The 20549-nt window shown below is 62.7% G+C and carries 16 protein-coding genes and 1 tRNA gene (1 of these 17 running past the window's edge); 9 read left to right on the top strand and 8 right to left on the bottom strand.

Translation table 11 applies throughout. The annotated features are described in order from the left end of the window. Window positions 1-744 carry the 5' portion of a LysR family transcriptional regulator gene (locus ILFOPFJJ_RS01950; RefSeq protein ID WP_173508900.1) on the bottom strand. The gene continues 204 nt to the left of window position 1, outside the view, so 744 of the gene's 948 nt are visible here — the first part of the coding sequence; it begins with the start codon at window positions 742-744; its stop codon lies beyond the left edge, outside the window. A 247-nt stretch (window positions 745-991) separates the two neighbouring features. Here ILFOPFJJ_RS01950 and ILFOPFJJ_RS01945 point away from each other — a divergent pair, with 247 nt between their 5' ends. From ILFOPFJJ_RS01945 to ILFOPFJJ_RS01915, 7 genes are all read left to right on the top strand, one after another. Then, the gene (locus ILFOPFJJ_RS01945; RefSeq protein ID WP_173508899.1) at window positions 992-2197 is read left to right on the top strand and encodes a beta-hydroxybutyrate-binding protein; all 1206 of its coding nucleotides are present in this window, start codon (window positions 992-994) and stop codon (window positions 2195-2197) included. A 14-nt stretch (window positions 2198-2211) separates the two neighbouring features. Further along, window positions 2212-2994, top strand: a complete 783-nt coding sequence (locus ILFOPFJJ_RS01940) for an ABC transporter ATP-binding protein (protein ID WP_173508898.1) — start codon at window positions 2212-2214, stop codon at window positions 2992-2994. A 1-nt stretch (window position 2995) separates the two neighbouring features. Further along, window positions 2996-3697, top strand: a complete 702-nt coding sequence (locus ILFOPFJJ_RS01935) for an ABC transporter ATP-binding protein (protein ID WP_173508897.1) — start codon at window positions 2996-2998, stop codon at window positions 3695-3697. Window positions 3698-3700: 3 nt separating this feature from the next. Beyond that, the gene (locus tag ILFOPFJJ_RS01930) at window positions 3701-4588 is read left to right on the top strand and encodes a branched-chain amino acid ABC transporter permease (RefSeq protein ID WP_173508896.1); all 888 of its coding nucleotides are present in this window, start codon (window positions 3701-3703) and stop codon (window positions 4586-4588) included. Further along, a complete protein-coding gene (locus tag ILFOPFJJ_RS01925; RefSeq protein WP_173508895.1) occupies window positions 4581-5582 on the top strand; it encodes a branched-chain amino acid ABC transporter permease in 1002 nt (333 codons plus the stop codon). The genes ILFOPFJJ_RS01930 and ILFOPFJJ_RS01925 overlap by 8 nt, the downstream gene beginning before the upstream one ends. A gap of 51 nt (window positions 5583-5633) precedes the next feature. Continuing rightward, entirely contained in the window at window positions 5634-7229 is a 1596-nt protein-coding gene (locus ILFOPFJJ_RS01920) for a GMC family oxidoreductase (protein ID WP_173508894.1), read from the top strand. Between the two features lie 138 nt (window positions 7230-7367). After that, a complete protein-coding gene (locus ILFOPFJJ_RS01915; protein ID WP_173508893.1) occupies window positions 7368-8846 on the top strand; it encodes an aldehyde dehydrogenase family protein in 1479 nt (492 codons plus the stop codon). Window positions 8847-9131: 285 nt separating this feature from the next. Here the strand turns inward: ILFOPFJJ_RS01915 and metH are convergent, their stop codons facing one another. The 4 genes from metH to ILFOPFJJ_RS01895 all read right to left on the bottom strand — a co-directional run bounded on the left by metH (window position 9132) and on the right by ILFOPFJJ_RS01895 (window position 15818). Next, complete coding sequence (metH, locus tag ILFOPFJJ_RS01910; protein WP_173508892.1) at window positions 9132-12905, bottom strand: methionine synthase; 3774 nt, start codon at window positions 12903-12905, stop codon at window positions 9132-9134. A 320-nt stretch (window positions 12906-13225) separates the two neighbouring features. After that, complete coding sequence (pmi, locus tag ILFOPFJJ_RS01905) at window positions 13226-14383, bottom strand: mannose-6-phosphate isomerase Pmi (protein ID WP_173508891.1); 1158 nt, start codon at window positions 14381-14383, stop codon at window positions 13226-13228. A 16-nt stretch (window positions 14384-14399) separates the two neighbouring features. Beyond that, complete coding sequence (locus ILFOPFJJ_RS01900) at window positions 14400-14894, bottom strand: heme-degrading domain-containing protein (protein ID WP_173508890.1); 495 nt, start codon at window positions 14892-14894, stop codon at window positions 14400-14402. A 27-nt stretch (window positions 14895-14921) separates the two neighbouring features. Continuing rightward, window positions 14922-15818: an ROK family protein gene (locus tag ILFOPFJJ_RS01895; protein WP_173508889.1), complete on the bottom strand. Its 897-nt coding sequence runs from the start codon at window positions 15816-15818 to the stop codon at window positions 14922-14924. A gap of 313 nt (window positions 15819-16131) precedes the next feature. Here ILFOPFJJ_RS01895 and ILFOPFJJ_RS01890 point away from each other — a divergent pair. Continuing rightward, a tRNA-Arg gene (locus ILFOPFJJ_RS01890) sits at window positions 16132-16208 on the top strand. 4 nt (window positions 16209-16212) lie between these two features. Here the strand turns inward: ILFOPFJJ_RS01890 and ILFOPFJJ_RS01885 are convergent. Then, window positions 16213-16935 (bottom strand): META domain-containing protein, encoded by a 723-nt coding sequence (locus tag ILFOPFJJ_RS01885; RefSeq protein ID WP_173508888.1) that lies wholly within the window; start codon window positions 16933-16935, stop codon window positions 16213-16215. Window positions 16936-17093: 158 nt separating this feature from the next. Between ILFOPFJJ_RS01885 and ILFOPFJJ_RS01880 the strand changes: the two genes are divergently transcribed. Beyond that, on the top strand, window positions 17094-18269 hold the full coding sequence (locus ILFOPFJJ_RS01880) for a 1-deoxy-D-xylulose-5-phosphate reductoisomerase (protein WP_173508887.1): 1176 nt from the start codon (window positions 17094-17096) through the stop codon (window positions 18267-18269). 48 nt (window positions 18270-18317) lie between these two features. On the opposite strand, the gene hemA is transcribed toward ILFOPFJJ_RS01880, so the two are convergent. Beyond that, on the bottom strand, window positions 18318-19532 hold the full coding sequence (gene hemA, locus ILFOPFJJ_RS01875) for a 5-aminolevulinate synthase (RefSeq protein WP_173508886.1): 1215 nt from the start codon (window positions 19530-19532) through the stop codon (window positions 18318-18320). A 211-nt stretch (window positions 19533-19743) separates the two neighbouring features. Continuing rightward, window positions 19744-20541, bottom strand: coding sequence for an FAD binding domain-containing protein (locus ILFOPFJJ_RS01870; RefSeq protein ID WP_173508885.1), 798 nt, complete (start codon window positions 20539-20541; stop codon window positions 19744-19746). Between the last annotated feature and the right edge of the window lie 8 nt (window positions 20542-20549).

Raw genomic sequence — 20549 nt, 5'->3', positions numbered from 1 at the left:
CTCGTCGCGCGCCATGAAATGCGGCAATACGCAGAGACCCAGCCCCTGTCGGGCGGCCTTCAGCTGCGTCAGTATGCTCGAACTCTGGAAATGGGCGCGAAGGCCCGGCTGGACTTCGCCGAGATAATCGAGCCCCGGCGTGAAGATCATATCCTCGATATAACCGACGAAACGGTGGGAGCCGAGATCGTTGCGGCTGCGGATCAGGGGATGGGTGGCGAGATAGCTGCGCGCGCCATAGACGTGCAGCGTGTAGGGCGTCAGCACCTCGGAATGGTATGGGCCGGCCTTGGGCGCCGCAAGCGCCACGGCGATATCCGCCTCCTTGCGCGACAGCGACATGATCTGCTGGATCGCCACCAGTTCAAGCGAGATATTCGGATAGCTGTCGGCGAAGGCTGCGAGCCGGTCCGACAGAAAGAAATTTCCGAAGCCCTCAAGCGTGGAAAGCCGGACGACGCCGCGTTGTGCGGTCATGCCGTCGCTGATGTCGAGCTGAAGTTGCTCCGTCTCCCGCTCGATGCGCTCGGCCGTCTCGACGAAGCGTTGCCCCATGGTCGTCAGCACGTAACCGCGTGGATTGCGCTCGAAGAGCTTGACCTTGAGTGCGAATTCCAGCCGGTCGATGCGGCGCGACACGGTCGCGTGGCTGGTTCTGAGCCGCCGCGCGGCGGTCGACAGTTGTCCCGTTCTCGCGACCGCCAGGAAGAATTGCAGGTCGTCCCAGGTGAAATTCGGATTCATGCCCGCCCCCTCTGTTCGAAAATGAACAGACCCTGTTTGTAATTTACGGTTCGGCCCGCTTGCATCCAAGCAAAATTTTCGGGATTGTAAGCATCGAGCCGACATCTGAGGAGCATGTCTGGCCAATTTTGAACAGAGCCGAGCGGATCGAATCCAACACCGATGTGCCGAAAGACGTATCGGAGCCGTCGCGCGTTTTTCGCGATGATTCGCCCGCTCAGCTCTGACAGTCCTGGGAGGAGACATGATGCACAAGAAACTCATCGCCACACTTGCAATGGTGCTCGCGAGCAGCACGGCGGCACTTGCCGACGCGTCGGACGGCAAGGTCAAGATCGGCATTCTCAACGACCAGTCCGGCGTCTACGCCGATTTCGGCGGCAAGTCCTCCTATGAGGCGGCGCTCATGGCGGTCGAGGATTTTGGCGGCAAGGTGCTCGGCGTGCCGGTCGAGGTGGTCACAGCCGACCACCAGAACAAGCCCGACATCGCCTCCAATATCGCTCGGCAATGGTACGACACCGAGCAGGTGGACAGCATCATGGAATTGACCACTTCGTCCGTGGCGCTCGCGGTTCAGGCGATTTCCAAGGAGAAGAAGAAGATCGACATCGTTACGGGAGCGGCAACGACGGAGCTGACCGGCAAGCAATGCAGCCCCTATGGTTTCCATTGGGCCTATGACACTCACTCGCTCGCCGTTGGCACGGGCGGTGCGCTTGTGAAACAGGGCGGTGACAGCTGGTTCTTCCTGACGGCCGACTACGCCTTCGGTTATTCGCTCGAGGAAAACACCGCCAACTATGTCAAGGAAAACGGCGGCTCGGTCGTCGGCGCCGTCCGCCATCCGCTGGCAACCACCGATTTCTCCTCCTTCCTGCTGCAGGCGCAGTCCTCCGGCGCCAAGGTGATCGGCCTTGCCAATGCCGGCCTCGACACCTCGAACGCCATCAAGCAGGCCGCCGAGTTCGGCATTGTCCAGGGCGGTCAGCGCCTGGCGGCGCTGCTGTTCACGCTCGCCGAGGTCCACGGCCTCGGGCTCGACGCCGCTCAAGGGCTGACGTTGACTGAAGGCTTTTACTGGAACCGCGACGAGGAAAGCGCGAAATTCGGCAAACGCTTCATGGAGCGCACCGGCAAGATGCCGAACATGGTCCACGCCGGCACCTATTCGGCTGTGCTGCAATATCTGAAGGCGATCGAAAAAGCCGGCAGCGACGAGGCCGATGCGGTCGCGAAGGAACTGCATGCGCTCCCCGTCAACGACGTCTTCGCCAAAAACGGCACCGTCGCGCCGAACGGCCGGATGATCCACGACATGTATCTTCTCGAGGTCAAGAAGCCCGACGAGAGCAAGGAACCCTGGGACTATTTCAAGGTTCTCGCGACCATTCCCGGGAAGGACGCCTTCATCGATCCGGCCCAGAGCGGCTGCGATCTCGTGAAGTCCTGATCGGCCGGATCGCGATGACCGAGGCCATGTCTCCGCAGAATGGAGCGCCGCGGGTGGTATTGTCCGCCCGCGGTCTCCGCCGTGACTTCGGCGGCTTCACCGCCGTCAAGGATGTCGATCTCGACGTCCATCATGCCCGCGTGCATGCGCTGATCGGCCCGAACGGGGCCGGCAAGACCACCGTGTTCAACCTGCTGACCAAGTTCCTGCAGCCGACGCATGGAACGATCACGCTGCTCGGGGAAGACATCACCAAAACCGCCCCGGACAAGGTTGCGCGCATGGGTCTCGTCCGCTCGTTCCAGATCTCGGCGGTGTTCCCGCACCTGTCGGTGCTCGACAATGTGCGCGTGGCCCTGCAGCGGCCAAACAACCTTGCAACGCAGTTCTGGAAGCCGCTTTCCGCACTCGAGGCCTTGAACGCCAAGGCCGATCAGCTGATCCGCTCCGTCGGCCTCGAAAAGGAGCGCAACGCGATCGCCGCCGATCTTTCCTATGGCCGCAAACGCGTGCTCGAGATCGCGACGACGCTGGCGCTCGATCCGAAGGTGCTCTTGCTGGACGAGCCGATGGCCGGCATGGGCCACGAGGACGTCGGCATGGTCGCCGAGATCATCCGCGAAGTGGCCCGCGAGCGGGCCGTCCTGATGGTCGAGCACAATCTCTCGGTCGTCGAGACGCTCTGCCACCATGTCACCGTGCTGCAGCGCGGCGAAATTCTCGCCGAGGGCGATTATGCCGCCGTGTCGGAGGATCCGCGCGTGCGCACCGCCTATATGGGCACGGAGGAAGCCTGACATGAAACCTCTGCTCAAGGTCTCGGGCCTCAATGCCTGGTACGGCGAAAGCCATATTCTGCACGGTGTCGACATGACTGTCGGCGAGGGCGAGATGGTCACGCTGCTCGGCCGCAACGGCGTCGGCAAGACGACGACACTGCGTGCCATCATGGGAATCGTGCGCGAACGAAAGGGCGCGATCAGTTTCGCCGGCGAAGATCTGCTGCGCGTGCCCCTCCACCGCGTCGCTCATCGCGGTCTCGGTTTCATTCCCGAAGAGCGCGGCATATTCTCGACCCTGTCCGTCTACGAAAACCTGCTTCTGCCGCCGGCGGTTGCCAAGGGTGGCATGACCATCGACGAGATTTTCGAACTTTTCCCGAACCTGCACGAGCGCCGTAACAGCCAGGGAACCAAGCTTTCCGGCGGCGAACAGCAGATGCTGGCGATTGCGCGTATCCTTAGAACCGGAGTCCGGATGATGCTGCTCGACGAGCCGACCGAAGGGCTTGCCCCGGTGATCGTCCAGCGGATCGGCGACGTCTTGAAGAAACTGAAGGAGCGCGGCATGACCGTGCTGCTCGTCGAACAGAATTTCCGCTTCGCCAGCAAGGTCGCCGACCGCTTCTATCTGATGGACCATGGCCGTGTCGCCGGCGAGTTTCCGGTTTCGGAACTTTCCGAACGCATGGACATGCTGCATGATGTGCTCGGAGTGTAGGTCATGACCACGATTTTCGGAATTCCGCTCCAGGCCTTTCTCGGGCAGCTTCTGATCGGGCTCATCAACGGCTCCTTCTATGCACTGTTGAGCCTCGGCCTTGCGATCATCTTCGGCTTGCTGCGCGTCATCAACTTCGCCCATGGCGCGCAATATATGCTGGGCGCCTTTGCCGCTTGGTTGCTCTTGTCGCATTTCGGCATTGGCTATTGGCCGGCGCTTATCCTCGCGCCGCTCCTCGTCGGCCTGCTCGGCGCGGTCATTGAGCGCACCATGTTGAGGCGCCTTTATTCGCTCGACCCGCTCTACGGCCTGCTGTTTACATTCGGCCTGGCTTTGACCGTCGAGGGAACCTTCCGCTATCTTTACGGCGCCTCCGGCCAGCCCTATGCGACGCCGGCGCTGCTTGCGGGCGGCACCAATCTTGGCTTCATGTTCCTGCCCATCTATCGGGGCTGGGTCATCGCCTTCTCACTCGCCGTGTGCCTCGGCACCTGGCTCGTGATCGAGAAGACCAAACTCGGGTCGTATCTCAGGGCGGCAACAGAAAACCCTGTGCTCGTACAGTCCTTCGGCATCAACGTGCCGTTCCTGCTGACGCTGACCTACGGTCTCGGCGCGGCGTTGGCGGCGCTCGCCGGCGTGCTGGCCGCGCCGATCTATCAGGTCTCGCCGCTGATGGGTTCGAACATCATCATCATCGTCTTTGCCGTCGTCGTCGTTGGCGGCATGGGCTCGATCATGGGGGCGATCATCACCGGCTATATGCTCGGTGTCGCCGAGGGGCTGACCAAGGTCTTCTATCCGGAGGCCTCCAATATCGTGATCTTCGTGATCATGGCCATTGTTCTCCTGCTGAGACCCGCAGGCCTCTTCGGCCGGGATGCTTGATATGACGCTGACACTCGAACTTGAGAAGCAGAAGGAACGCTCGCCGGTCGTCGCCCAGACGATCTTTCTCGGCGTAGGCCTTGCCTTGCTGCTGCTTGCCCCCCTGTTCTTCTACCCGGTCTTCCTGATGAAGATCCTGTGCTTCGCGCTCTTCGCCTGCGCGTTCAATCTGCTGCTCGGCTACACGGGACTGCTCTCCTTCGGGCATGCCGCCTTCTTCGGCGGCGCGGCCTATTTCACCGCGCACGCCATCAAGCAATGGGGCGTACCGCCCGAACTCGGTATCCTCGTTGGCGTCGTCGGTGCAGCGCTCCTCGGAGCAGTCATCGGCTTCTTCGCCATTCGCCGTCAGGGCATCTATTTCGCGATGATTACGCTGGCGCTGGCGCAGATGTTCTATTTCTTCTGCCTGCAGGCCGAGTTCACCCACGGCGAGGATGGCATCCAGTCGGTCCCGCGCGGCCATCTTTTCGGCTTCATCGATCTCTCGCAGTCGACGAACATGTATTACTTCGTACTCGCGGTCTTCGTCATCGGCATCGCCATCATCTGGCGGATCATCAACTCGCCCTTCGGCATGATCCTGAAGTCGATCCGCGAGAACGAGACGCGTGCCATCTCGCTCGGCTATTCGGTGAGGAACTACAAGCTGGGGGCCTTCGTCATGTCGGCTGCGCTGACCGGATTGGCCGGTGGTGTGAAGGCGCTGGTCTTCCAGTTCGCCACCTTGACGGATGTCGGCTGGCAGATGTCGGGCGAGGTCATCCTGATGACCCTGCTCGGCGGCATCGGCACGCTGATCGGGCCGCTCTTCGGCGCGGGCCTCGTCGTCACGCTTCAGAACTATCTGGCAACGTCGGAATTCCCGGTCACGATCATCACCGGCCTTGTCTTCATGGCCTGTGTGCTGCTCTTCCGCCGCGGCATTGTCGGAGAGTTCTACAACTCGCGCCTCGGCCGCAAACTCGGCTTCGAGCATCGCCACAAGCACTGACGCCTATAGCCCGGCGCCGAGAGCGCTGGGCCGCGAAATTAGAGAAAGCCCATGGACACGTTCGACTACATCGTCGTCGGAGCGGGTAGCGCCGGCTGCGTGCTTGCAAACCGTCTCTCGGAGAATCCGGATCGCCGCGTTCTGCTGCTCGAAGCCGGCGGCAGCGACAACTATCACTGGATTCACATTCCGGTCGGCTATCTCTACTGCATCAACAATCCCCGCACGGACTGGTGTTTCACGACCGCGGCGGAGGAGGGCCTGAACGGCCGCTCGCTCGGCTACCCACGCGGCAAGGTGCTCGGCGGCTGCTCCTCGATCAACGGCATGATCTACATGCGCGGCCAGGCGCGCGACTACGATCTCTGGCGCCAGCTCGGCTGTGCCGGCTGGAGCTGGGAGGATGTGCTGCCGCTCTTCCGGAAATCCGAAGACCACTATCGCGGCGCGGACGACATGCACGGCGCGGGCGGCGAGTGGCGGGTCGAGAAGGCCCGCGTCCGTTGGGCGGTGCTCGACGCCTTCCAAAAGGCGGCGAGCGAGGCGGGCATTCCCGAGACGGAGGATTTCAACCGCGGCAGCAATGAAGGCTCCGGTTATTTCGACGTAAACCAGCGTTCCGGCATTCGCTGGAACACGGCCAAGGCCTTCCTGAAGCCTGCCCGACATCGGCGCAATCTCGTCATTCTCACAAAGGCGCACGTGAAGAGGCTGATCCTCGAGGAAGGCCGCGTTGCCGGCGTCGAGTTCCAGCACGACGGGGTCACCAAGCGCGCAGATGCCAGGCGCGAAACCGTGCTTTCGGCAGGCGCGATCGGCTCGCCGCATGTTCTCGAGCTTTCGGGCATTGGCCAACCCGATGTCCTGCGTCGAAACGGCATCGAAGTGCGCCACGAGCTGACCGGCGTCGGCGAGAACCTGCAGGACCACCTGCAACTGCGGCTCGCCTACAAGGTCACCGGCGTTCCGACGCTAAACGAGAAGGCCAGTTCGCTGTTCGGCAAGGCGGCGATCGGCCTCGAATATCTCGCCCGCCGCTCCGGCCCGATGGCGATGGCACCGAGCCAGCTCGGCATCTTCACCCGGTCCGGCCCGGAAAGGGAAACGCCGGACCTGCAGTATCACGTTCAGCCAGTAACGCTCGAAAAATTCGGTGAACCGGTTCACCCGTTCCCGGCAATCACCGCCAGCGTCTGCAACTTGAGGCCGGAAAGCCGCGGCTCGGTGCATCTGAAGGGGCCCGACTTCGCTGCCGCACCCGACATCCGCCCGCGCTATCTGACTGCCGAAGCCGATCGTGACGTTGCCATCAAGGCGATCCGCCTCACCCGCCACATCGTCTCGCAACCGTCCTTTGCCTGCTTCAATCCGATCGAGTTCAAGCCAGGTCCGGCTTACGAAACGGACGAGGATCTGACGCGCGCTGCCGGCGATATCGGCACGACGATCTTCCACCCGGTCGGCACCTGCCGCATGGGCGCCGACGCGGATAGCGTCGTCGATCCTGAACTGCGCCTGCGCGGGATCAGGGGATTGCGCATCGCCGACGCCTCGATCATGCCGACGATCACCTCCGGCAACACCAATTCGCCGACGATCATGATCGCGGAAAAGGCGGCGGAAATGATAGCCGCGGCGAACCGATAGAGGCGATGACGGGCCAGCGCGGCCATCGGGCACCTCCCGGTCCGTGTCTATGAAGCAAGGGCTGCACGAAAACGCGTGAGGGACTGGCGCGATGGCGGCCACAGGAGCAATACTCGGCCTGCTGTAAAGGGGAAGGGTATGCTGGATAAGCTTTTCATTGACGGAAAATGGGAGAAGCCGCGCAAGGGCGGGTCGTTCGACGTCGTCAATCCGGCGACGGAAGAGGTGATCTGCAGGGCGCCGGCGGGTACCTCGGACGATGTCGATCGCGCCGTGAAGGCGGCCCGCATCGCGTTCGACAGCGGTCCCTGGCCGAAACTGACCGGCGCAGAGCGAGCCCGGTATCTTCGGGCAATCGCTGGAAAGATCGATGAGCGACGCAACGCGCTTGCAAGACTAGAAGTCATGGACAACGGCAAGCCGCTGCCGGAGGCGCTCTGGGATATCGACGACGCTGTCGGCTGCTTCAACTATTATGCGGGTCTTGCCGAAGAACTCGACACCAATGCCGAGGAGCCGATCGCGGTCGCAGACACCCGCTTCACATCGAAAGCCGTTCGTGAGCCGCTTGGCGTCGTCGGCGCGATTACGCCCTGGAACTATCCTCTGCTTATGGTCGCCTGGAAGGTCGCGCCGGCGCTCGCCGCCGGCTGCACCATAGTCCTGAAGCCCTCCGAACTCACGCCGCTGACGGCGCTCGAGCTCGGCCTGATCGCCGAAGAAATCGACCTGCCGTCCGGGGTTCTCAACATCGTCACCGGCACCGGCGTGGACGCGGGCCAGCCGCTGACAGAACATCCACTGGTCGATAAGCTTGCCTTCACCGGCTCTGTGCCGACCGGCCGTAAGGTCATGATGGCCGCCGCCCAGGACATCAAGAACATCAGCCTCGAACTCGGCGGCAAGTCGCCCTTCGTCGTCTTCGCCGACAGCGACATCGAGAAGGCGGTCGAATGGATCATGTTCGGCATCTTCTGGAACCAGGGGCAAGTCTGCTCCGCGACCTCGCGCGTGCTGGTCGAAGAGCCTATCTACGATGCGGTCCTGAGGCGGCTAACCGAGGAGACGGCCAAGATCAAGATCGGCAACGGCCTCGATGAGGGCACGCTGCTCGGGCCGATCGTCTCCAAAGGGCAATACAGCAAGATTCTCGCCGCGATCGAACATGCACGGCAGGACGGCGTCACGGTGGCAGCTGGCGGCGGTCGCCCGGCCGACTTCAACAGCGGCTACTTCATCGAGCCAACGGTGCTGACGGACATGTCAGAGGATAGCTTCGTCTGGCGGGAAGAAATCTTCGGCCCTGTCGTCTGCGTCATGCCGTTCAGCGACGAAGAGGAGGCGATCCGGCTTGCCAACGACAGCCGCTTCGGCCTTGCCGCCGCGGTCATGTCCGAGGACAAGGCGCGCTGCGAACGCGTCGCCCGCGCGTTGCGCGCCGGCATCGTCTGGGTCAACTGCTCGCAGCCAACATTCGTCGAAGCACCGTGGGGCGGCTACAAGCAATCCGGCATCGGCCGCGAACTCGGCCACTGGGGGCTCGCCAACTATCTGGAGGTGAAGCAGATCACCAGCTTCGATGCCGACGAACCCTGGGGCTGGTACATCAAAGGGTGAGCGCTGCGCTGTGCTCGTTGCGGCGACAGCGGGTATCACGCGGAGTAGAATCTGCGAGCTGCTGAAGCGACACCCCCCTCTGCCCTGCCGGGTATCTCCCCCACAAGGGAGGAGATTGGCCGGGAGCTGAGCCCTGCCTGAACGGGGACTCGCAAATGCGGAAGTCGCCAACAAAACGCGCGGTAGGGTTGAGCACGACATCGCCGCTTGCCGATCTCCCCTCGTGGGGGAGATGCCCGGCAGGGCAGAGGGGTATCCGCACCCGTATATGGTCGGTTCGGATCCCTACTCCGCCGCTTCCGTCTCCGGTATCGGCGTGTAATTCAGAATCGGCGAGAGCCAGCGCTCGACCTCGCGAACGTCCATCGCCTTGCGCTCCGCATAGTCCTCGACCTGGTCGCGCTCGATCTTGGCGACACCGAAATAATAGGCGTCCGGATGGCCGATATAGAGGCCGGAAACCGACGAGCCCGGCCACATCGCATAGTTCTCCGTGAGAGCGACCCCGATCGCCGCCTCGGCATCAAGGAGGCGGAAAAGCGTTTCCTTTTCCGTGTGATCCGGTTGCGCCGGATAGCCGGGCGCCGGGCGGATGCCGGCATAAGGCTCGCCGATCAGGTCCTGCGGCGTGAAGACTTCATCGGGAGCATAGCCCCAGAGCTCCATGCGCACATATTCGTGCATGCGCTCGGCAAAGGCCTCGGCGAAACGGTCGGCAAGCGCCTTGACCATGATCGAGGAATAGTCGTCGTTGGCGCGCTCGAAACGCTCGGCGATCGCCACCTCCTCGATGCCCGCGGTCACCACGAAGCCGCCGAGATAGTCTCTCGAGCCGCTGTCGACCGGCGCCACGAAGTCGGCAAGCGCAACATTCGGCCGCCCGTCACGCTTCACCAATTGCTGTCGCAGGGTGAAGAAGGTCGCAAGTTCCGCGTCGCGCGCCTCATCGGTGAACAGCCGGATGTCGTCACCGACCGTGCCGGCGGGCCAGAACCCGACCACGGCCTTCGGCGCGAACCATTTTTCGGCGACGATCTTCTGGAGCATAGCCTGGGCGTCGTCGAAGAGCTGGCGCGCGGCCGGCCCCTGGTTATCGTCGTCGAGGATCCTTGGGGAGACGCCTTTCAGTTCCCAGGTCTGGAAGAATGGCGTCCAGTCGATGTAGTGGGCAAGCTCCGCCAGGTCCCAGCCTTCGAAAACGCGGGTTCCGAGAAAGGAGGGCGCCTTCGGTCGATAGGTCGTCCAATCGAGCTTCTGGGCGTTGGCCCGTGCCTGCGACAGCGGCAGGCGTCGCTTCTCCGCCTCATTGCGCGCGTGCGCGTCGGCGACCTTGTGGTATTCGGCGCGGATCGTCTCCATGTAGCCCTTGCGCACGTCCGGCGAGAGCAGGCTGGACACGACCCCGACCGCGCGGCTGGCGTCGTTGACATGGATCGTCTGCCCCAGGCTGTAGCGCGGATTGATCTTCACGGCCGTATGCACGCGGCTCGTCGTGGCGCCGCCGATCAGCAGCGGGATGTCGAGGCCTTCGCGCTCGAGTTCCGAGGCGACATGGACCATTTCATCGAGCGAAGGCGTGATGAGGCCGGAGAGCCCGATGATGTCGACCTTCCGCTCCTTCGCCACTTCGAGGATCCTTGCCGAAGGCACCATGACGCCGAGATCGATGATCTCGTAATTGTTGCAGGCAAGCACGACGCCGACGATGTTCTTGCCGATGTCATGCACGTCGCCCTTGACCGTCGCCATCAGGATCTTGCCGGCGCTCTCGCGCGTTCCGTCACCGCCATTGGCGCGCTTCTCCGCTTCCATGTACGGCAGCAGCACAGCGACTGCCTGCTTCATCACCCGCGCCGACTTCACCACCTGCGGCAGGAACATCTTGCCCGAGCCGAAGAGATCGCCGACGACGTTCATGCCGGCCATCAGCGGCCCCTCGATAACGTGCAGCGGCCGCTCGGCGGCAAGCCGCGCCTCTTCCGTGTCCACCTCGATGAATTCCGTGATGCCGTTGACGAGCGCATGTTCCAGCCGCTTTTTGACCGCCCATTCGCGCCAGGCGAGATCCTTCTCCCTCCCCTGCGCCCCGCCCTGCCCGCGATAACGCTCGGCAAGCTCCAGCATACGCTCGGTCGCGTCCTGCCGGCGGTTGAGCACGACATCCTCGCAGGCCTCGCGGAGTTCCGGATCGATCGTGTCGTAGACGGCCAGCTGGCCGGCATTGACGATGCCCATGTCCATGCCCGCCTGGATTGCGTGGTAGAGGAACACGGCATGCATCGCCTCGCGCACCGGCTCGTTGCCGCGGAAGGAGAAGGAAAGGTTCGACACGCCGCCGGAGACATGGACATGCGGCAGCGTCCCGATGATCTCGCGCGCCGCCTCGATGAAATCGACACCGTAATTGTTGTGCTCGTCGATGCCCGTCGCGACCGCGAAAATGTTCGGGTCGAAGATGATGTCCTCCGGCGGGAAACCCACCTTTTCTGTGAGCAGCCGAAAGGCTCGCTTGCAGATCTCCACCTTGCGGGTCCTGGTGTCGGCCTGACCGCTCTCGTCGAAGGCCATCACCACGACCGCCGCGCCATAGGCGCGCACCAGTCGCGCGTGATGCAGGAACGCCTCCTCGCCTTCCTTGAGCGAGATGGAGTTCACCAGCGCCTTTCCCTGCACGCATTTGAGGCCCGCCTCGATCACCTCCCACTTGGACGAATCGATCATCACCGGAACACGCGCGATATCGGGTTCGGATGCGACGAGGTTCAGGAACTCGACCATCGCGCGAGCCGAATCGATCAGGCCCTCGTCCATGTTGATGTCGATGATCTGGGCGCCGTTCGCGACCTGATCGCGCGCCACATCGAGCGCCGCCGCATAATCGCCGGCGGTGATGAGCTTACGGAACTTGGCCGAGCCGGTAACATTGGTGCGCTCGCCGACATTGACGAAGGGAATGTCCTTGGTAAGCGTGAACGGCTCCAGGCCAGAAAGGCGCATATGCCGTTCCACTTCCGGAATCTGCCGGGGCGGATACTTGGCGACGGCTTCGGCGATCGCGCGGATATGGGCGGGGGTCGATCCACAGCAGCCGCCGACGATATTGACGAGCCCGTCACGGGCGAAACCCTCGATCTCAGCCGCCATCGCTTCGGGACTTTCGTCGTAGCGGCCGAATTCATTTGGCAGGCCGGCATTCGGATAGGCGCAGACGAGCGTGTCCGCGACCAGCGATAGCTCGTCGATATGGGCACGCATAGCGCTTGCGCCGAGCGCGCAGTTGAGCCCGATCGTAAAGGGTGCGGCATGGCGCACTGAGTACCAGAAGGCGGTCGGCGTCTGCCCGGAAAGCGTGCGGCCGGAAAGATCGGTTATCGTGCCGGAGATCATCACCGGAAGGCGAAGCCCTTTCTCGGTAAAGACTTGCTCAGTGGCGAAGATCGCCGCCTTGGCGTTCAGCGTGTCGAAGATCGTCTCGATCAGGATGATATCGGCGCCGCCCTCGATCAGGCCGTGGACCTGCTCGCCATAGGCAAGCCGCAGATCGTCGAAGGTGACCGCGCGATAGCCGGGATTGTTGACATCAGGGGAAATCGACGCGGTACGGTTGGTAGGTCCGAGCGCGCCAGCGACGAAACGCCGCCTGCCGTCTTCCGCCTCAGCGCGCCTTGCTGCGCGCCGCGCCAGCCGTGCTCCGTCGCGATTAAGCTCATAGACCATATCCTCCATGCCGTAGTCGGCCTGGGCGATGCGGGTCGATGAGAAGGTGTTGGTTTCGAGGATGTCGGCTCCCGCGATGGCGTAATTGTAATGGATGTCCTCGATCGCCTTCGGCTGCGTCAGCGTCAGGAGGTCGTTGTTACCCTGCTGATGACAGGAGCAGCCGCCGAAGCGCTCGCCGCGGAAATGATCCTCGACGAAACCCAACTGCTGGATCTCGGTCCCCATGGCGCCGTCCATGATCAGGATGCGTTCGGCAGCCGCCTGACTGAGCGCGCGGAAGATTTCCGAACCATCAGGCCTGGGCGAAACATCGCCGAAAAGGGAGTTGATGGCGGGCATGGGAAATCCCCCGTTCTGAAAACGACAAATAATTAGTGATTTACTCACATAAACATATCTTTATGTCAACATACGCACCGATCACAATTTCGCCGTGGTCAAATAAAAATGGCCCGCCGCGGCTGCGGCAGGCCATCACTGATGGTCCGAAAATCTCGGAAGCGTCCGGGTGCACCCCTCATCCGGCCTGCCGGCCACCTTCTCCCCGCCTGCGGGGCGAAGGAGACTCGCGGCAACTGCCCCAAGTCCCCTCTCCCCGCCTGCGGGGAGAGGGCTAGGGTGAGGGGCTGATACCTGAACGCCGCAGTAAAGTGCGCGCCCTATACCCGCTTCAGGCAATCCTCCAACTCATAGATCGCGCAGACAATGTGATAGAAGCTGCTCGCCGGCGCAGGCTCTTCGACGAACGCGCCATCCGCCTGCTGCTTGTCGCGCCAGAGACCGCGGATAGGTGTTTGAAGGAAGCGCTCGAGGGCTGCTGCCGCCCGAGTTGCCGAGGCGAGATAACGCTGGCGCTCCTCCCCCTCGGTCAAGGCGGCGAACCGGATTGCCGCCTTCAGCCATTCAGTCTGCGGCCAGAGCCGTGCCACCGGATCGGCGACCGAAAAGTCGTCGAGAAGCGTCATGATCGCCACGTCGCGCTTCGGGCAGATGCCGTGTTCCTCACCGATCTCGAACAGTTGCCGCGCCTTGACGATGGCTTCGGCACTGCCGCGCCGCTCCGCCCAGCGAAGCAGGAGCCACGCCCATTCGAACTGGTGACCCGGCTCGACGACGCGACCCTTCTCGCCTGGAAAGGGCGCCCACTCGTGATCGAAGAACTCGCGCAAGCAACCGGTTTCGGCATCGATGAAATGATCCATCGCCAAGTGGGCGATCTCGTCGGCAAGATTGGCCCAGGCCACCTTGTCGAAGCCTTCGACCGCCTCGCTTGCCAGGCACGCCTCGAAAAGATGCATGTGCGGATTGGAACCGAGCGGCAGGCGTGGTGGGTTGTCCTCCTCGAAGCCGGCGATCGGATGCTTGCAATGAGCCTCGAGCTTTCGCCTGAGACCATTGCTGCGCTCGGCCATCTCGCCTCTCCGCTCCGGGAAGACCTCCGCCAGATAGGCGAAGGCGAGCAGCGCGAAGGCTTGGTTGTAAAGATCGAAGGACGGGTCGATCACCTGGCCGTCGGCGTCGGCAAGCGCGGCGTAAAAGCCGCTTGGTCGCCGATAGACGCGATCGAAATAGGCAAGCCCTGCTTCGGCGACGGTGCGCCAGTCTCCCGGCCAGCCGCGCCGCCCGGCCTCCGCGAAGCAATAGACCTGTCGCGGCTGCACGCGCGAGCGACGATTGGCCCGCGTCGGCTCACCCAGCATGTCGATGGTCTCGACGAAACCGCCGCTGGCATCGTCGAAACCCTTTTGCCGCCAAAGCGGCAAAGCGGCATCGGCAAGCCAGCCGGCGAGTTCGCGCGCCTGCGAGTGAATATTCATGCGGTGTCCGTTCCTGTCAGTCCTCGAGCTTCAACGCGGTGTGGTCCGCCTTCAGCAATTCAACCATTGCTTCGATGACAAGATTATGGTCGTCGCGTTGCGGCAATCCCGAAACCGTGACGGCGCCGATGCAGCCCGTTCCCTTGACGACGATCGGGAAGCTACCGCCGTGCGCGGCGTATTCGGCATCCGGCAGGCCGAGCTTCGCCTGCAGGTTCGTCTGCTGCTTCAACAGGCTGAGGCCGGTAGCATAGCTGCTCTTGAACAGCCGGAAGACCGTGTTGCGCTTGCGGCGAACCCAGCTGGGATTGTCCGGCGTCGCGCCTTCGAGCGCCGCGTAGAAGACCTGCATGGAAAAAAGCGTGATGTCGATGACCACGCCGAGCTTTCGCTCGGCCGCCATGCGCCGGAGGATCGAGCCGAGCTCCCAGGCCGTATCGAGGTTGAAGCTTTCGAACTGCAGTTCCCGCTCCTGCAGCGCGATGCGGCGCAGATCGTTGTCGATGTTCATGATATCTCCTCGCTCTCAGGTCAGGGATCAGCTCTTCCAGAGCCAGGCGGCGCCGCGCACGCCGGAACTGTCGCCGTGGACCGCCTTGCGGATCGGCGTCTCGAAACTGTCTCCGAAGATGTATCTGGTGATCAACGCGGGCAGTTCGCCGTAGATTTCATCGACATTGGACATGCCGCCGCCGAGCACGAAGACGTCCGGGTCGACCACATTGGTCAAAAGCGCCAGACTGCGGGCAAGACGATCGACGAAGCGCTCATAAACACCGATCGCCACCGGATCTCCCGCGCGCTTCGCCTCGATGATATCCCTGCCCCGGCGATCGACGCCGGTCGTCGTGCGATAATCGAGCTCCAGCCCCGTGCCGCAGGCATACATATCGAGACAGCCGAGCTTGCCGCACCAGCACTTGTGGCCGGGATATTCGTCCCGTGTCATCCAGGGCAGCGGATAGTGCCCGATTTCGGCGGCAACCCCCTGGTAGCCGGCATGAACCTTTTTTTCGATCGCGAGCCCGCCACCATGACCAGTCCCGACGATCACGCCGAAAACGACGCGGGCATCCTTGCCGGCACCGTCCACCGCCTCGGAAACGGCAAGGCAGTTAGCGTCGTTGGCAAGCCGCACCTCGCGGCCGAGGGCGGCTTCGAGATCACGGCCGAGCGGCTTGCCGTTGATAAGGACGGCATTGGAATTGCGGACGATGCCGGTACGCGGATTGGGGCTGCCGGGAATGCCGATGCCGATCGTCCCGCGCGCGCCGGCCGTCTGTTCGGCCGCGGCCACGAGGTCGATCACGGCGCGGATGCAGTCGTCGTAGCCGCTCGTCGGCGTGGCGACACGGTGCCGGGCGCGCGTTTCGCCATCGCCATCAAGCGCGATGACTTCCATTTTCGTGCCGCCCCAATCAATTCCGATGAACATGTGTGGATCAGATCTCAGGATGGATGTCGAGGAAACGGCAGGACGCTCCTCCGGCCGCCGCCGGCCTTGCTTAGCATCCGCAGCGTCGCAGATGCTACTGCATAATTCCTTAAATCCTATTCGATTTAAGGACAAAATTATGCAGCGATTCAAATCCTACAGCGACCTTTGCGCGTCTGATAAGACGTGCGGCGCTGTGAAGTGGGAAACGGAAAAGTGTAAAGCGGCACTCCGGGTGGTCCGCAAATCGGCGGGGCGCCGCGCAAAAACACTTGGCGAAGGAGCCTTGCTTTTGTATGGGTCTATTCCGAGTGGTCCCGTAGCTCAGCAGGATAGAGCATCAGATTCCTAATCTGGGGGTCGCGCGTTCGAATCGCGCCGGGATCACCATTTGCTATTCCAGCTTCTCACATACAACGCCCGGATCCTCCTCCCCCTTCGTCACGTCGAAAAGCGTCGCCTCCTCGCCCTCGGTCCACCAGATGTACCGGCCGCCCGCGTATCTTGCGCCCGATCCGGAAATGACACCGGAAGCGACGATGTAGGTGCCGCCGATCGAGAAAGTGACCAGCGAGACGGGACCGGCATTGATATATTCGGCTTCGACCGTCTCGCCGCCGCAACTGTAGCGGACCGCCTGCCGATCGACTGCGCCCGCATCGGGAATGCGCAGCGTCACTTCCGCGCCTCCGGCGCGTGAGTCCGTCGAGACAAGCCGCATGACCGGCGTACCGTCCGCTTTTGCCAGCGTGAGCTTGGCTCCATCGACTCTCCATGCCAGCTCGCTTCTCAATGTGTCGAAGAACTTCTGCTCCTGGTCCATGATTGCCGGTGCGCACATCTTGCGCGCCGCAGCGGTAGGCCCAAATGTGATGCTGGCGTCCGAAATGCTGAACGATCCAGTAAAACTGTTGCAGCCGGCCATGCCGCCATAGGTGCCGTCTTCGCGGATCTCGAGCACTGACTGGAGGTCATCGATCACGCCTCCGCCGCCGATATCCTCGGCAAGCCAGGAGCCGACAAGCTCCTTCGGCACGTTTTCGGCGGCGACCGATTGCATCGAGGCAAGATCGATCAGCACGCAAGCGCAGGAAAATGCGATCAGGGCCTTCAGCATCGGGAACTCCTTCGCACCGATCGTGCGTCTTCGCTTGCCATCGGTAATTCTTAGCGGAGCGCCGCTTGAGATTGAAGACCGGCGACCGTCGCCCTTGTTGCCGGCGGCTTTCGGCTGTAGAGCCTAACGAACAAATGAGAAGAACACGGGATTTGGCAATGGCATCCGGCGACAGCACGAAGCGCCGTCTGACGATATTGGGCTCCACCGGCTCGATCGGAACGAACACGCTCGACGTCATCGACCGGCTGGGCGGGAGAGATCGCTTTGACGTCGTCGCGCTGACCGGAAACGGCAATATCCCGCTTCTGGCCGAACAGGCGCGCCGTCTCGGTGCAGAATTGGCCGTCACCGCGGACGACAATCTCTATCAGGACCTCAAATCGGCGCTTGCCGGTAGCGGCATCGCGGTTGCCGCGGGCCGCAGCGGCCTGATCGAGGCGGCCGAACGCGATGCCGGGTGGGTGATGGCGGCAATCGTCGGCAACGCCGGTCTTGCCCCGACGCTCGCCGCGGCAAAGCGCGGCGCCGATATTGCGCTTGCCAACAAGGAATGCCTCGTCTCCGCAGGCAGCCTCTTCGTCGAGGCGGTCGCAAAGGGCGGCGGCCGGCTGTTGCCCGTCGACAGCGAGCACAATGCGATCTTCCAGGTGCTGGAAAACGATCAGCGCCACGCCGTCGAGCGGATCATCCTGACGGCCTCCGGCGGCCCGTTCCGCACCAAGTCGCTTGAAGAGATGCGGCACGTGACCGCCGAAACAGCGCGCGCCCATCCGAACTGGTCGATGGGGCTGAAGATCTCGATCGACAGCGCTTCGATGTTCAACAAGGCGCTCGAAATGATCGAGGCGCGCCATCTCTTCGGGCTGCGACCGGAGCAGATCGAGGTCATCGTGCATCCGCAGTCGGTGATCCATTCGATGGTCGGCTACAGCGACGGATCGGTATTGGCGCAGCTCGGCTGCCCCGACATGCGCACCGCCATCGGCTATGCCCTCTCCTATCCGAGCCGATGCGATCTGCCGGTCGAGCGGCTCGATTTCGCAAAACTCTCGCGGCTCGACTTCGAGGCGCCGGATGAAATCCGCTTTCCCGCATTGCGCCTCGCGCGACGCGCCATGGAAGCCGGCGGCGTCCAGGGTGCCGTGTTGAACGGCGCCAAGGAAACCGCGCTCGAGGCCTTCATCAAGGGGCGGGTCGGATTTTTGGCGATGGCCCAGATCGTCGAAAAGGTGATGGACGAGCTCGCGGACCTGCCGGCTGCATCGAGCATGGACGACGTCTTCGCCGCGGACGAAAAAGCCCGGCAGATGGCCGCCGGGCTGATCGAGTAGCGCACTGTTTCGGCTGAATTTGCCGCGCCAACTGCGGGAAGCAGAGGCTTACGCCACCGCCCTTGCCAGCGCACAGCGCGACCAGAGCGAATGCAGCGCGCCGACCAGATGGTCGATGTCGGCATCCGAATGCAACGGCGTCGGCGTGATGCGCAGGCGCTCGGTCTTCTTCGGCACCGTCGGATAGTTGATCGGCTGGACATAGACGCCGAAATTGTCGAGCAGCAGGTCGGAGATCCACTTGCACTTGGCGGCGTCACCCACCATCACCGGCACGATATGGCTCGGATTGACCATGTGCGGGATGCCGCGCTGGTCGAGCAGCGAGCGCAATCGCCGTACGCGCTCCTGATGCGCGAAACGTTCGACCTGGTTTCGCTTCAGATGCCGGATGGAGGCGAGCGCACCGGCTGCAAGCGCCGGCGGCAACGCCGTCGTGAAGATGAAGCCTGACGCAAACGAGCGGATGAAATCGCAAAGTGCCGCCGAGCCGGTGATGTAGCCGCCCATGACGCCGAAGGCCTTGCCGAGCGTGCCCTCGATCACCGTCAGCCGGTGCATCAGCCCTTCGCGTTCGGCAATGCCGCCGCCGCGCGGGCCGTACATGCCGACCGCGTGCACTTCGTCGAGATAGGTCATCGCGCCATACTTGTCGGCGAGATCGCAGAATTCCTTGATCGGCGCGATATCGCCATCCATCGAGTAGACGGATTCAAAGGCGATGATTTTGGGCGCACGCGGATCGGCCGCCGCAAGCTTGGCTTCGAGATCGGCCACCGAATTGTGCTTGAAGATGACGCGTTCGCATTTCGAATGGCGAATCCCCTCGATCATCGAAGCGTGATTCCCGGCGTCCGAAAAGACGATAATGCCGGGAATCTTGGAACAGAGCGTTCCGAGCGCGGCCCAGTTCGACACATAGCCGGAGGTGAACAGGAGCGCGGATTCCTTGCCGTGCAGATCGGCGAGCTCGCGCTCGAGCAGGACGTGGTAGTGATTGGTGCCGGAGATGTTGCGCGTGCCGCCGGCGCCGGCGCCGCATTCGTCGATCGCCCGCTTCATCGCTTCGGTGACGACCGGAGACTGGCCCATGCCGAGATAGTCGTTCGAGCACCATACGGTCACTTCCTGGGTGCCATCGGCGGTATGGCGCGTCGCCCTCGGAAAGTCACCGCGATGGCGGGCGAGATCCGCGAAAACCCGATAGCGGCCTTCCTGATGCAGCCCGTCCAGCTCGTTTTTGAAGAAACTCTCGAAATCCATCATCATCTCCAGTGCCCTGCCGCTTTCTTCATTCAAAGCGATCAGGGGTCAACCCCCGGAAAGGCCCCCGCTTTGCCCCTGCGGCAAAAGGCCTCTACTTTTGAACCATTCCAAAATGACTAGTGCAACTCAATCCCCTCAACTTTGATCGAAGTCAAGCTTTTGCAAAAAAGGACGGCCAAGGCCGCCCTTTTTCAATACTTAAGTCCCATCAAGCCGCGGCCACGGCGCGCTTGGTCATAACCTTGATAAGGTTGGCGCGATAGGCCGCGCTGGCATGAAGGTCTGTCATCAAATCCGATGCATCCACGGAGACATTGCCGACCGCATCCGGCGACCAGTTGCGGGCAAGTGCTGCCTCCATGTCCCGGTGGCGGAAGACACCGCTGGAACCCGCCCCGGTCACGGCAACACGCACATCGCCATTGTCGCGGCGCACGACGAAGACCCCGGTCATGGCGTAACGCGAGGCCGGGTTCGGAAACTTCCGGTAGGCCGCCTTCGCCGGCGCCTCGAAGGCGATGGCGGTGATGATCTCGTCATCGTTCAACGCCGTTTCAAAGAGCCCGGTGAAGAAGTCCGCCGCCGCGATCTCGCGACTGTTGGTGACTATCGTTGCATCGAGCGCCAGCATCGCCGCCGGAAAGTCGGCTGCCGGATCATTGTTGGCGATGGAGCCGCCGATCGTCCCCATGTGGCGGACGTGCGGGTCGCCGATATGGCCGGCCAGCGCGCAGATCGCCGGACAGACCGCCTCGAGCTCGGCCGACGACGCGACGTCGTGGTGGGTCGTCGCCGCGCCGATCCGCACGGACCGGCCATTGACGGTGATCCCTTTCATTTCGGCGATGTGCCGAAGGTCCACGAGATCACTCGGCGCCGCAAGCCGCTGCTTCATCGTGGCGATGAGCGTCATGCCCCCGGCGAGATATTTGCCTTCGGCCGCCCCGCTGATCAGCTTCACGGCCTCCTGAACAGAGGACGCTCTGTGATAGTTCGTCTCATACATCTCTCGTC

This window comes from Sinorhizobium psoraleae, assembly GCF_013283645.1.
Taxonomy (GTDB): domain Bacteria; phylum Pseudomonadota; class Alphaproteobacteria; order Rhizobiales; family Rhizobiaceae; genus Sinorhizobium; species Sinorhizobium psoraleae.
Note: the sequence above shows the minus strand (reverse complement) of the source record. Positions and strands in the feature narration are given on the sequence as shown.